This window comes from Enterococcus sp. DIV0358 (assembly GCF_051713465.1).
Lineage (GTDB): Bacteria > Bacillota > Bacilli > Lactobacillales > Enterococcaceae > Enterococcus > Enterococcus faecalis.
Genome location: NZ_JBIOPX010000001.1, coordinates 2,432,070 through 2,445,441, shown reverse-complemented (window position 1 = coordinate 2,445,441; position 13,372 = coordinate 2,432,070). Strand labels below are relative to the sequence as shown.

Annotated in this window: 10 protein-coding genes and 1 other annotated feature; of the genes, 7 read left to right on the top strand and 3 right to left on the bottom strand. The window is 37.9% G+C overall.

From position 1 onward, the window contains the following. Window positions 1-85: 85 nt before the first annotated feature. The 7 genes from IGK70_RS11840 to IGK70_RS11810 all read left to right on the top strand — a co-directional run bounded on the left by IGK70_RS11840 (window position 86) and on the right by IGK70_RS11810 (window position 8,637). Complete coding sequence (locus tag IGK70_RS11840; RefSeq protein WP_002370029.1) at window positions 86-667, top strand: DapH/DapD/GlmU-related protein; 582 nt, start codon at window positions 86-88, stop codon at window positions 665-667. After that, on the top strand, window positions 667-1,404 hold the full coding sequence (locus IGK70_RS11835; RefSeq protein ID WP_104855612.1) for an SDR family oxidoreductase: 738 nt from the start codon (window positions 667-669) through the stop codon (window positions 1,402-1,404). The genes IGK70_RS11840 and IGK70_RS11835 overlap by 1 nt, the downstream gene beginning before the upstream one ends. 181 nt (window positions 1,405-1,585) lie before the next feature. Then, window positions 1,586-2,899 carry an NCS2 family permease gene (locus tag IGK70_RS11830; protein ID WP_002355107.1) on the top strand — a complete coding sequence of 438 codons (1,314 nt, stop codon included), beginning with the start codon at window positions 1,586-1,588 and terminating at the stop codon, window positions 2,897-2,899. A 159-nt stretch (window positions 2,900-3,058) separates the two neighbouring features. Further along, the gene (gene thiI / locus IGK70_RS11825) at window positions 3,059-4,273 is read left to right on the top strand and encodes a tRNA uracil 4-sulfurtransferase ThiI (RefSeq protein ID WP_002359156.1); all 1,215 of its coding nucleotides are present in this window, start codon (window positions 3,059-3,061) and stop codon (window positions 4,271-4,273) included. Window positions 4,274-4,402: 129 nt separating this feature from the next. Then, window positions 4,403-5,050, top strand: coding sequence for a redox-sensing transcriptional repressor Rex (locus tag IGK70_RS11820; protein WP_002365189.1), 648 nt, complete (start codon window positions 4,403-4,405; stop codon window positions 5,048-5,050). A gap of 63 nt (window positions 5,051-5,113) precedes the next feature. Further along, the gene (tpx, locus tag IGK70_RS11815; protein ID WP_002367321.1) at window positions 5,114-5,602 is read left to right on the top strand and encodes a thiol peroxidase; all 489 of its coding nucleotides are present in this window, start codon (window positions 5,114-5,116) and stop codon (window positions 5,600-5,602) included. Window positions 5,603-5,651: 49 nt separating this feature from the next. Beyond that, window positions 5,652-5,891: a binding site (T-box leader), on the top strand. A gap of 103 nt (window positions 5,892-5,994) precedes the next feature. Beyond that, window positions 5,995-8,637, top strand: coding sequence for a valine--tRNA ligase (locus tag IGK70_RS11810; RefSeq protein WP_104855613.1), 2,643 nt, complete (start codon window positions 5,995-5,997; stop codon window positions 8,635-8,637). Between the two features lie 86 nt (window positions 8,638-8,723). Here IGK70_RS11810 and IGK70_RS11805 read toward each other — a convergent pair. From IGK70_RS11805 to IGK70_RS11795, 3 genes are all read right to left on the bottom strand, one after another. Next, a protein-coding gene (locus tag IGK70_RS11805; protein ID WP_240185197.1) for an IS3 family transposase occupies window positions 8,724-10,126 on the bottom strand; the annotation gives its coding sequence in 2 pieces (ribosomal slippage) (window positions 8,724-9,661 and window positions 9,661-10,126; 1,404 coding nt in all). Between the two features lie 73 nt (window positions 10,127-10,199). Next, on the bottom strand, window positions 10,200-10,799 hold the full coding sequence (locus IGK70_RS11800) for a TVP38/TMEM64 family protein (RefSeq protein ID WP_002355114.1): 600 nt from the start codon (window positions 10,797-10,799) through the stop codon (window positions 10,200-10,202). Next, window positions 10,792-13,356: a YfhO family protein gene (locus IGK70_RS11795; protein WP_104855866.1), complete on the bottom strand. Its 2,565-nt coding sequence runs from the start codon at window positions 13,354-13,356 to the stop codon at window positions 10,792-10,794. The genes IGK70_RS11800 and IGK70_RS11795 overlap by 8 nt, the downstream gene beginning before the upstream one ends. Between the last annotated feature and the right edge of the window lie 16 nt (window positions 13,357-13,372).

Sequence of the window (13,372 nt, the reverse complement as noted above, 5' to 3'; positions counted from 1 at the left end):
ACGCATACTTATCTATTTATTATAAGTATTAGACAGAGGAGTTGTCACGTATTACGATAAATTTAGCAAAAGGAGGCGATTAGGAATGCTTACAAAAAATCTCCAAGAACTAGTTGCAACAGGTAGCATTGATAAAGATGAACCACTATTTCAACTTATTCATCAGATTCAAGAGGAAAATAGTCGCTATTTAATAGAATTAAATCAACAAGCCTACACACATAATGAAGTAAGGAATCTTCTTGCCACGATTATCCAAGACAAAATTGACGAAACCGTTACGATTTTATTGCCTTTTTATACAGATTTTGGACGCAATATACATTTTGGTAAAAATATTTTTATTAATCGGGCAGCTATGTTTGTTGATTTAGGGGGCATTATAATTGAAGACAATGTTTTAATTGGGCCGCGCGTTAATCTCTTAAGTGTCAATCATCCGGAACTGCCAATGAAACGGCGAGGCGTATTGCTAGCACCAATTACCATTAAAAAATTTGCGTGGTTAGGCGCGGGTGTCACTGTTTTACCAGGTATTACGATTGGTGAAAATGCTATCGTAGCAGCTAATGCGACTGTAACTAAAGATGTGCCAGCTAACGCTATTGTTGCAGGAACACCAGCTAAAATTATTCGTTGGATTCAGGAAGATAAGGAGGAAATATAATGAAATCATTATCAGAAAAAGTTATTGTTATCATGGGCGCTTCCAGTGGCATCGGTGAGGCAACAGCCCGTTTACTTGCCAGAAAAGGAGCGAAGTTAGTCATTGCAGCACGTCGACAAGAACGTTTAATTGCTATAAAAAAAGAACTTCCTGAAGCAACGATTCTCGTGCAACAAGCAGATGTAACGAAAGAAGAGGAAGTTCAGCGTGTAATCAAGCTTACAATGGAAAAATATGGACGAATTGATGTTCTTTTTAACAATGCAGGAGTTATGCCAACGGCGCCTCTTATTGAAGCACCAAAAGGAGAATGGCGTCAAATGCTAGATATTAATATTATGGGTGTTTTAAATGGCATTGCGGCAGTTCTTCCAATTATGGTTGAACAAAAATCAGGGCAGATTATTGCTACTGATTCTGTGGCAGGACATGTCGTTTATCCAGATTCGGCTGTCTACTGTGGAACAAAGTTTGCTGTTCGAGCAATTATGGAAGGATTGCGACAAGAACAAAGAGAGAATAACATTAAATCAACGATTATTTCACCAGGTGCTGTACAAACAGAACTTTATCAAACAATTTCTAATCGAGTAGTAGCTGAAACGTTACATCTAGAACAGTTAAGTTGGGGCTTAAAGGCGGAAGACATTGCGCAAGCGGTGGTCTTTGCCATAAACACGCCAGATCGTATGTCAATCAGTGAAATGGTTGTTCGCCCGACAACACAAACGATTTAATTTAAAAAGTATTCCTAGAAAGGAATACTTTTTTTTAATCGTGATTGTTCGTTTTTTACAGAATTTAGAATTTGATATTTACTTATTTGTTGGTTTATTATATGATTAAACACGTTGTTTCATTAATAAATTGAATATTTTACGAACATTGTAAAATATTTAGATTTTAGGAGGACGGAACATGAAAGAAAAAATAAGTTCATATTTTGAACTTGAACAATTGAATACGAATATGAAACGAGAAATGTTAGCTGGTTTCACCACATTTATCTCAATGGCGTATATTTTGTTCGTTAATCCAACCGTACTTGGTGCTTCTGGCATGGACGAAGGCGCTGTTTTTACTGCCACCGCTTTAGCGAGTGCCTTAGGTTGTATTTTAATGGGTGTGTTGGCGAAATATCCGATTGCGACAGCACCAGCTTTAGGAATTAATGCATTCTTTGCTTATTCAGTCTCTGTTGGTATGGGGATTCCTTGGCAAACGACATTAGCAGGCGTTTTTGTGGCTTCATTGATATTTATTTTAATTACAATTTTTAAATTACGCGAGCTAATTATTGATGCAATTCCTGCAGACTTGAAATTTGCCATTTCAGGTGGGATCGGGTTGTTTATTGCTTTTCTTGGTTTAAGCCAAGGTGGCTTAATTGTGGCTAATGATGCGACACTCGTTGGCTTAGGACCTTTGAACGTTGGCTCAACGTGGGTCACCATTGTCGGCTTAGTCGTAACTGCAATTTTGTTAGTTCGTCGAGTGCCTGGTGGTATTTTTATTGGGATGGCAATTTCAACGATTGTTGGTTTAGCGACAGGGGTTATTCCAATGCCTGATAAGATTATTTCAAGCGCGCCAAGTTTAGAACCAACATTTTTAGTGGCGTTAGGACATGTGAAAGATATCAATACGATTCAAATGTGGGTCGTGGTTTTAACGTTCCTATTAGTAACATTCTTTGATACGGCTGGTACGTTGGTGGGCTTAGCCAATCAAGCAGGTTTTATGAAGGACAATAAAATGCCGCGTGTGGGGAAAGCTTTAGCCGCTGATTCAACAGCGATGTTAGCTGGTTCCCTACTAGGGACATCGCCAGTTGGCGCATATGTCGAATCATCTGCGGGGATTGCTGTGGGTGGTCGTTCAGGAATCACAGCTATTACAACGGGGATTTTATTTATTTTCAGCTTGCTATTTTCTCCTTTGTTAGCAGTTGTCACTTCGCAAGTTACAGCACCAGCGTTGATTATTGTTGGTGTTTTGATGGCACAATCCTTAAGCAAAATTAAATGGAACGAGATGGAAATTGCAATCCCTTCCTTCTTAATCTTGTTAGGAATGCCATTGACATATAGCATTTCAGATGGGATTGCCTTAGGCTTTATCTTCTATCCAATTACAATGATTGCGGCAAAACGTGGGAAAGAAGTTTCGCCAATTATGTATGGCTTGTTCTTTGTTTTTGTCGGATTCATGTGGATCCTGAATGCGCAATAAGTAAGAGAGAAAGTTATCAAATAGTTGATTCATAAGACAATGAACTTATGAATCAACTATTTTTTTTCGACTAAGCACTAGAAAAACGCCCCTTATTTGATGTATAATTTGCAAAGACATTGACCTGTGAAGATACAGGAACAGAGAGGAATTAATTGAGTGAAATATACAGAAATTATGGTTCGCTATGGCGAATTATCAACTAAAGGAAAAAATCGTAAAACGTTTATCATGCAGTTAGCACAAAATGTGAAACGTGCGTTAGCTGATTTTCCAGCATTGAAAATCCATGCAGATCGAGACAGAATGCATATTTTATTAAATGGGGAAGATAGTGAAGAAGTGATTCCGAAATTAAGTAAAGTGTTTGGGATTCAAAATTTTTCACCAAGTATTCGTATTGAAAAAGAAATGCCAGCGATTCGTGCAATGGTTCAAGAGGTTGTTCGGGAAGTTTATACGCCAGGTAAGACGTTTAAAATTACTGCTAAACGTTCGGACCATTCATTTGAACTTGATTCAAATGGCTTGAATCAAGAATTAGGTGGGGCTGTTATTGAAGCCATCCCGGAAATTCAAGTACAAATGAAAAAACCTGATATCAACTTAAGAATTGAAATTCGTAAAGATGCGGCGTATTTATCTTATGAAACGATTCGTGGTGCGGGTGGATTGCCAGTGGGCACCAGTGGTCGTGGTATGTTGATGTTGTCAGGAGGCATTGATTCACCAGTTGCAGGTTATTTAGCTATGAAACGTGGCGTGGAAGTGGAAGCTGTCCATTTTGCTAGTCCACCTTATACAAGTGAACAAGCGTTACAAAAGGCCAAAGATTTAGCTGAAAAATTAGTCCCTTATGTAGGAACTATTCAATTTATTGAAGTGCCCTTTACAGAAATTCAAGAAGAAATAAAACGAGTTGTTCCCCAAGGCTACTTAATGACCATTACACGACGTTTAATGTTACGCTTAACAGATGCAATTCGTGAAATGCGGAAAGGTTTAGTCATTATTAATGGTGAATCGTTAGGACAAGTGGCTTCGCAAACACTTCAAAGTATGGTAGCAATTAATGAGGTTACCTCAACACCGATAATTCGACCTGTTGTTTCAATGGATAAGACAGAAATTATCGAAATTGCCGAAAAAATTGACACGTTTGAATTAGCCATTCAACCCTTCGAAGATTGTTGTACAATTTTTGCGCCACCGCAACCGAAAACACGACCTCGCTTGGATAAAGCGCAAGATTATGAAGCGCGCTTAGACTTGGAAGGTTTAATGGCTCGGGCCTTGGAAGGACTCAAAATTACAGAGATTTCAGCAGAAACAGCGAAAGATAAACAAGAAGACGAATTTGCAGATTTCCTATAAGAAATAAATACAGTGACGGTCGCTTAGACGTCACTGTATTTATTTTGTACTTATTTCACAAACAAGTTGCTCGGAGAGGGGAACCGTGATAAACTGAATATGTGAAGTAGGTAACAAGGAGGACAGAGGATGGAGAAAAAAATGCCTAAAGCAACGGCAAAACGTTTGCCGGTTTATTTACGTTATTTAAAAATGTTAGGGGATTCTGGTGTTAAACGCATTAAATCACGAGAGTTTAGTGAAATGATCCAGATTCCTTCTGCAACGATTCGGCGTGATTTTTCCCACGTTGGTGAACTGGGCCGAAGCGGTTATGGTTACGATGTGCCGTATTTAATTGAGGTATTTAGTAATATTTTAAATACGCAAGAAGAAAAAAGAATTGCTCTGATTGGTTGTGGCAATTTAGGCAAGGCATTATTAAAAAATAATTTTAGACGCAACGAGAATTTGAATATTGTCTGTGCTTTTGATAATGATTCAGCTTTAGTTGGCACCACGATTAATGGGTTATTAGTTCATGATATGTCTGAGTTAGAAGCATTCGTTCGACAAGAAGGGGTCACGGTAGCCATTTCTACAGTACCAAGTCACCATGCCCAAAAAGCCATCGACAAAATTGTACAAGCGGGTGTGACTGCGATTTTAAATTTTGCGCCAGACCGTGTCAGTGTGCCAGCCAACGTTAGTGTGCAGTATATTGATTTAACAACGGAACTGCAAACACTGATTTATTTTAATGAAACTTTTTCACTAGCAAATAGCCCAAAGCAATAAAATTGTCTTCATAAAAATCCTCTACTATACTTATTATGGAAAGTGGAAAAGGAGGATTTCAGAATGAATGTTACAAGAAAAGGGCACGTATTAGAATTGACAGGTGAACAGCCCGAAGTTGGCACAAAAGCCCCCGTCTTTTCTTTGAAAAATTTAAACAACCAAGAAATCAACTTGGCAGATTATAAAGGTAAAACGGTTTTAATTAGTGTGGTTCCTGATATCGACACACGTGTTTGTTCACTGCAAACGAAACGTTTCAATCAAGAAGCGGCGAAATTAGACGGTGTTCAGATTATCACGATTTCCAATAACACAGTTGAAGAACAAGCAAATTGGTGTGCCGCTGAGGGTGTCGAAATGGAAATGCTTCATGATACTGAAGACTCATTTGGTGCAGCTTATGGTTTGTATATTCCAGAAATGGGCCGTTTAGCACGTGCTATTTTTGTGATTGACCCAGAAGGAACGTTAGTTTATGAAGAAATCGTCTCAGAAGTTTCGTCGGAACCCGATTATCAACAAGCGTTAGAAGCTGCAAAAAAAGTGTAATCCCTCTAGATTACAAATTGACTTTGCTTGCGCTTCATTGTAGAATGAAGCAAAGACAGCGAACAAGAGGAGTATCATTGGCGTCGTTTTAGAGAAAAAGTCGTTCAGGTGCAAGACTTTTACACAACCAGTGAGAAGGTAGCTTGTGAGTCAATGGTTTGAACACAGTACGTTAGTAGAACGATTCGTTTCGTGAACGTTATCTCACGAATGAGTGGCATTTGAATGAATTCAATTCGAATGCAATTTAGGTGGTACCGCGTAAATAAGATGAATCTACGCCCTAAAATACGAAAGTATTTTAGGGCGTATTTTAGTGTTTAGCCCAAAAAAACTCATTTGTAAAATAATTACCGCTCCAAATCGCGTATTTTAAGAAAGAAGGGGAAAAAATGTCAGAAGAAAAAAACTTACCAACGAAATATCAACCGACAGAAATCGAAGCTGGCCGTTATCAAAAATGGCTAGATCAAGATTTATTTAAACCAAGTGGCGACAAAAAAGCGAAGCCCTATTCAATTGTTATTCCACCACCCAATGTAACAGGGAAACTACACTTAGGGCATGCTTGGGATACAACATTACAAGATATGATTATCCGCCAAAAAAGAATGCAAGGCTTTGATACGTTATGGCTACCAGGAATGGACCATGCCGGAATTGCCACGCAAGCAAAAGTAGAAGAGAAACTAGCACAACAAGGAGTTTCACGTTACGACTTAGGTCGTGAAAAATTTGTTGATCAAGTGTGGGAATGGAAAGAAGAATATGCTTCTCACATTCGTGAACAGTGGGCAAAAATGGGCCTTTCTTTAGATTACAGCCGTGAACGTTTTACTTTAGATGAAGGGCTATCTGAGGCCGTTCGTAAAGTGTTTGTCTCTCTTTACGAGAAAGATTTGATTTACCGTGGTGAATATATCATTAACTGGGATCCGAAAGCGAAAACAGCATTGTCTGATATCGAAGTAATCCATAAAGATATTGAAGGAGCTTTTTACCATATGAGCTACCCATTATCAGATGGTTCTGGCGTTGTTGAAATTGCGACAACGCGTCCTGAAACAATGTTGGGAGATACGGCGATTGCGGTCCATCCAGAAGATGAACGGTATCAGGAACTTATTGGTAAGACAGTTGTCTTGCCATTAGTGGATAAAGAAATTCCAATTATTGCAGATGACTATGTAGATATGGAATTTGGAACAGGGGTTGTAAAAATCACACCTGCCCATGATCCAAATGACTTTGAAGTCGGTAATCGTCATGACTTACCTCGAGTAAATGTTATGAACGAAGACGGCACGATGAATGAACTGGCTGGAAAATACGAAGGAATGGATCGTTTTGCCGCACGTAAAGCGATTGTCTCTGACTTGAAAGAACTAGGTCGCTTAATTAAGATCGAAACAATGAATCACAGCGTGGGCCATTCAGAACGAACAGGCGTTGTCGTGGAACCTCGTTTATCGACCCAATGGTTTGTAAAAATGGGACCACTAGCTGAAAAAGCAATGAAAAATCAAGAAACAGAAGACGCTGTTGAATTTTATCCACCACGCTTCAATCAAACATTTTTACGTTGGATGGAAAATGTACATGATTGGGTTATTTCGCGACAATTATGGTGGGGCCATCAAATTCCTGCTTGGTATCACAAAGAAACGGGCGAGATGTATGTTGGGATGGAAGCACCAGCCGACAGTGAAAACTGGGTTCAAGATAGTGATGTCTTAGATACATGGTTTAGTTCTGCATTATGGCCATTTTCAACGATGGGTTGGCCGGACGAAGCAAGCGAAGATTATCAACGTTACTTCCCAACAAGCACATTAGTTACTGGCTATGATATTATTGCCTTTTGGGTAAGTCGTATGATTTTCCAAAGCTTAGAGTTTACAGGCGAACGTCCCTTCCAAAATGTCTTAATTCACGGCTTAATTCGTGATGAGCAAGGACGCAAAATGAGTAAATCATTGGGGAATGGGATTGATCCAATGGATGTCATCGAAAAATATGGCGCAGATGCGTTACGTTGGTTCTTATCAAATGGTTCAGCACCTGGTCAAGATGTTCGTTTTAGTTATGAAAAAATGGATGCTTCTTGGAACTTTATCAATAAGATTTGGAATGCAAGTCGTTTCGTTATTATGAATGTAGAAGGTATGACTGCTGCAGATATTGACTTTAGTGGTGAAAAGACTGTCGCTGATCGTTGGATTTTAACGCGCTTAAACGAAACAGTCGCCCGTGTGACAGAATTATTTGATCGCTTTGAATTCGGTGAAGCAGGTCGCCAATTATACAACTTCATCTGGGATGATTTCTGTGATTGGTATATTGAAATGAGTAAAGAAATTCTTTACGGAGAAAATGAAGCAGCTAAACAAACAACACGGAGCATCTTGGTGTACGCATTGGATCAAATCTTACGCTTATTGCATCCAATTATGCCATTTGTAACAGAAGAAATTTGGGAAAAAATTCCGCATCAAGGTGAGTCATTGGTTGTGGCAGAGTACCCAGTTGTTCATGAAGAATTTAACGATGAAGCAGCAGCTCGAGGAATGGAAGTTCTGAAAGAAGTTATTCGTTCGGTTCGGAATATTCGAGCAGAAGTGAATACACCACTTTCTAAACCAATTACTTTGTTAATTAAAACAAACGATACAGAAGTAGAAGAATTTTTAACAGCTAATACTAGCTACTTGGAACGCTTCTGTAACCCAGAGGAATTAGTCATCAGTCGTGAAATAGAAGCGCCAGAATTAGCCATGTCCGCTGTTTTAACAGGCGCAGAACTATTCCTACCATTAGCTGGTTTGATTAATATTGAAGAAGAAATTGCTCGCTTAGAAAAAGAATTAGACAAATGGACAAAAGAAGTCAAACGTGTGCAAGGCAAACTTTCAAATGAACGTTTTGTGTCAAATGCACCAGATGAGGTCGTGGAAGCAGAACGTGCAAAAGAAAAAGACTACCTTGAAAAACAAGAGGCTGTCAAAGAACGGATTGCCCATTTACGTTCAATCTAAAAAAGAAAAGACAACAAAACCAAACGTTGGTTGTAGTGACCCCAAAAAGTTAGACTTTTTATAGAGTGGATTTTTCCACTCTATTTTTATGCAGTTTTTTGATTGAATTGTCGAAATTCTACTGGGCTTTTCCAGTTAAGTTTTTCTTTGATTCGGTGATGATTGTAATAATAAATGTAGTTCTCAATTGCTTCTCTCAATTCATTTTGACTTTGATAGATTTTTCCATAGTACACTTCTTGTTTTAGGATACTGAAGAAATTCTCCATAGGAGAATTATCTAAACAGGTTCCTTTTCGAGACATACTTTGAAAGATATTATTGTCCTTTAATGTTTGTATATAGACATTCATTTGATAAGCCCAGCCTTGATCAGAGTGAAAGGTGCGCCGATAGGGACAATCATTTGTTTGAGAAATTGCTTCTTTCAGACCTTCCATAACTGTTTTACCATTTGGTTGAGTAGAAAGGCTATAGCTTAGAATTTCACTATTATACATATCCATAAATGGATCTAAGTATAGTTTTTTCTGACGAAAGATGCCTGCGTTATCTGCTTCAAAGTACTTAAATTCAGTTGTATCAGTTGTAATTTTTTGATGAGGAACAGAGGTTTTAAATCGGCGACGAATCAAATTTTTAGCGATTTTACCAACGGTTCCTTTATAGGAATTATATTTTCTGGATTTCTTAGTAAAAGCTTTGACTTGTAACTTTAACTTTTGTATTAATCGCTGAACTTTCTTTTTATTCACTTGAAATCCACGTCGTTTCAATTCTTGGGTTATCCTTCTATAGCCATAATGCTGATGTTTTTTACGAATCGCTTGAATTTCTTCTTCAATGATTTGTGTTGAAGCTGTTCTGTCGAGGCGTTTTTGCCAGTACATGTAAGTAGATTTTGGAAACCTTAGGGTTTCCAAAATATCTTTTAATCGAAAGTGTCTTCGGAGACTGTGAATGATTCGTGCGATTCGTTCATTTTTTGTTCGTCCTCTAAACGCAGTCTCCTCAGTTCTTTTAAATAGGCATTCTCAATTTTTAACATTCTATTTTCTTTTTCTAGTTTCTCTACTTGAGATCGTTCACTTGGTAGTGGTTGGGGTTCATTTCGTTTCTTTTTAGACATGGTAGGTGGACGTCCTTTCTGTTTAGAGAGTCCCTCTATACCAAACTTCTGATACGTTCTAAGCCAATTCGCAATCAATGATGGATTGTTCATTTTTAGAAGATTAGCTACTTCTTGATAGGACAACTCTGTTGTTAAATATAACTCTATCGCATCTAGCTTAAATTGAACAGAGTAATTCTTATTTTTTCGACTGCGAAGTAGGCCTTCTTCACCAAGTTCTTTATAGGCATTTATCCATTTGCTTATTTGAGAACTATCTTTAAACCCATACTTCTTTGCGAGAAACCTTAGACCTCCTTGACCAGATAAGTAGTCATGAACAAGTTTAAGTTTAAATTCAAAACTGTATTTTGCCATACAAAAAAACCTCCAAAAGTTAGATTTCTAGGTCTAACTTTTGGGGGTCGGCTCAGGTTTTGTTGTCTTTTTGTTATAATTTGCCAAATAATTGAAACAAATACAACATTAAGTAGCTGTAAGTAGCCACAGACCAGAATTTCAATAAAAGAACAATTTTCATGAATTCTTTTAAAGAAATATCTGTAATTCCCGCCACTAAACAAACAATATCATCTGGAGCGAAGGGGACTAACATAGTAAAGATTAAGAGCTTTTTGACATTGTGTTCATTTTTGTCTAAAATCTCTTCAAATTTTTTGTATTTATTGGGTGAAAGGATTATTTTTACAAAGCTACGTCCATAGTAACGAACCAGTAAAAAGCCAATAAACTCACCAATAATCAATCCAAGATAGCTATACAAAAGGCCTTGCAAATTGCCAAACATCAACATTCCTGCAACAGAAGAAATTCCTCCAGGTAGAATAGGGATAATCACTTGGACGATTTGTAAAAGAATGAAACATAGAACCGCATAGTTACCAAACTGTTTAATAAAAGCTTGCAAGGAAGCAACAGAATGAAAAATTCCTCTGGAATATCCCCATAAAATTAAGCCGAAGAAAAGCACCAGTCCAACTAGGGGTAACCACCGAATGAGTCCATTTAAAAATTTTTTCTGATTAGTCATGAGTGGCCTCCTGACGTTTTCGACGGTATTTTTTAAAGCCAAGATAACCAGCCGTTCCCAGTAAAATCGTTCCGCTGACGGCAGTGCCGAGATAAATCATTCTTGGATGATAGGCAAAGGTTAACTGCTGTTTGCCAGCTGGGACTTCAACAGCTAAAAAGCCACCTAGAATGCGTTGTGTTTTTAAGGGTTCTTTTTGTAGCGACGATTTGACTTGCCAATCTTGGTCATAAGGAATGGACGTATACAGTAACTGAGTGTCATTTCCAGGTACATTCAGTGCGCCATTTAAATGGCCTTTTTTAGTTGCATTCACGTGAAGAGCTTGTTGGCGTAATTTGTCAACCGCACGATTAAAGGCTGTTTGGTCTAAAGTTTGAAGTTGCCAATTGGTTAAATCAACCACTTGTTCAGCAGTTAGTGACAGGGTCACGGTAGTTCCTTTTTCAAAATGCCCTAAATTGAACAGCTGATTGGTTGCAATATAAATTGGCGTCGAGATAACTTGTTGGTTTACCTTCAATTGTGTAACCTTTTTCCATTTTAAATTCGGAATATAAAGATGCAAGTCGCCAGTGCTATTCACTTTAAAGGTTGCTTCAATTGTTTCGTTGGTATGATGAGGTTCATTTATCAACGAAGCTGTTTTAAAGTAAGGTTTATCCGTCGGCACGAGCGTTTGCAGGAGTTCTTCTTGGGCATCTAAAGGATTATTTTTTGCTAATTTTAACTTGGTTAATGCGGTTGGCGCCAAAAAGCCCATACCGATCGCTTCATCATTTTCCATGATTTTCGTGGAACCAACTGTTTTTAGCAATTTTTCACTCGTAGGTTTTTCAATTGGTAAAAAGTCATATTTCACATTTAAAAGTAAATTGGTTAATTGTGAATTATCCACATAAGCAATCCGGCGATCATTTTTTCGATATAAACCTAGCGCACTTAATGTGTCTTGGGTAGTGGCAGTTAAAGTCGAAGTATAGCTAGAAACGCCAGCATAGCCATAAAGTAAAGGATTATTGTAGCCGTTATTGATTTCACGGAACCCTGTTTCTTTGGAAGGAATGACTTGTTTCATGCGATAAAGTTCTGGTGCTGAGGTCATTTTTTCATCGATTAATTGGCTGTGTTTTCGGTAATCTTGGGCAAATGTTGCTTGGCTACCAAAGGGCATATGTTTAAAAGAAATCCAGAAATTCGTTGTTAATTCTGTGCTGACCAGTAAGAATAAAGCCACGACTACATAGTTTCTTAAGGCCTTTTTGTGTGCTAAACGCAAGCAAAAGAAAATCAACCAAATAAAAAGTAAACTTAGCCATAAATAATTGATCGAAATTAAGAGATTCTTTTGTGGACCATAATACAAAGATCCGTAGCCAATGACTAACAGCAGACTAAAAATAATAGGTGCGGACCAAGGAATGGTCACTTTTTTAAGCCAAGCTTCATAGGCAAAGACAATCAATAAAAAGCTAAAGATAAAGACATTTCGGTAAGGGAAACCAGCTGGGCTTTGAAACATGTGCCAGACAGTGTTAAAGGCTTCTAACCAAAAGCTTAAAAAGAGAATGAATAAAAGAATCGCTGAAGCTATTCTTTCTTTTAACGCAATTTGTTTCGTTTGAAAATAGGCGACACAGAGGAGTGTCACAAATAATCCAGCAAAAACGGTTGGTAAATGGTCTAAACGCAACTCATAATTAATAGAACCTAAGCCTAATTGCGAGAAGAACGAAGTGTTGAACTTAGGCGTTAAAAAGAACGTCGAGACATCAAAATCTGCTTTTTTTGTATAGAGCATTCCTTCTGCTGCAGGTAATAATAAAAAGCTAGTTGCGGTTCCTGTTAAAAAAGAAACGAGGATGAATAACGGACTTTGTTTAAAAAATTGCCGAATAGCATGGGCTTGAGTATTCTTTTTAAAGAACCAATAGATACTGTACAAAACAGCAAAGAGACAAATCATATAACCCATGTAGTAATTCGTCACAATCGCTAAAAACAGGGTTATACTGTATAAGCCCCATTTGCGTTGATCCCATAAACGTTGGAGTCCCAATAAGATAAGCGGGAATAGAATCAGTGCATCCAACCACATAAAGTTTTGGCTATAGACGGTGACAAAGCCACAGAAACTATAGGACGTTGAAAAAAGTAACGTGGTGCCATCAACTTTTTGATAGGTGTATTTTAAATAGCTAAACATCGTAGTGCCCATCAAGGCAAGTTTTAAGGTAATAATCCATAAAATTGCTATAGGTAATTGTTCATAAGGAAAAAAGAAAGCCAACACATTAAAAGGGCTCAGTAAGTAATAGGCTGCCAAAGGAACAATCGACTCACCAATCTCATTGGAAAAAGAGTAGAATGTAGTTATTCCCTCGTGAAAAGAGCGTTTTAAAAAACTCAAGAAAGGCATGTATTGCGTGCCTAAATCACTAACTAATAAGTTGTTGTCACCAAAAGGCGCAAGTTGTAATGTCATCCATACAAGCAACAGAAGTAAAAACGGCAAGAAAAAACTTCCTAACCATAAAAGCTTCGATTTGTTTTTCATCAAAATAAGTCCACCT

What these genes read in the sequence shown, in the direction of transcription:
- IGK70_RS11810 (WP_104855613.1), top strand. Translation starts at nt 5,995, where the DNA reads ATGTCAGAAGAAAAAAACTTACCAACGAAATATCAACCGACAGAAATC.
- IGK70_RS11830 (WP_002355107.1), top strand. Translation starts at nt 1,586, where the DNA reads ATGAAAGAAAAAATAAGTTCATATTTTGAACTTGAACAATTGAATACG.
- IGK70_RS11800 (WP_002355114.1), bottom strand. Translation starts at nt 10,799, where the DNA reads ATGACTAATCAGAAAAAATTTTTAAATGGACTCATTCGGTGGTTACCC.
- IGK70_RS11840 (WP_002370029.1), top strand. Translation starts at nt 86, where the DNA reads ATGCTTACAAAAAATCTCCAAGAACTAGTTGCAACAGGTAGCATTGAT.
- IGK70_RS11820 (WP_002365189.1), top strand. Translation starts at nt 4,403, where the DNA reads ATGGAGAAAAAAATGCCTAAAGCAACGGCAAAACGTTTGCCGGTTTAT.
- tpx (WP_002367321.1), top strand. Translation starts at nt 5,114, where the DNA reads ATGAATGTTACAAGAAAAGGGCACGTATTAGAATTGACAGGTGAACAG.
- IGK70_RS11795 (WP_104855866.1), bottom strand. Translation starts at nt 13,356, where the DNA reads ATGAAAAACAAATCGAAGCTTTTATGGTTAGGAAGTTTTTTCTTGCCG.
- IGK70_RS11835 (WP_104855612.1), top strand. Translation starts at nt 667, where the DNA reads ATGAAATCATTATCAGAAAAAGTTATTGTTATCATGGGCGCTTCCAGT.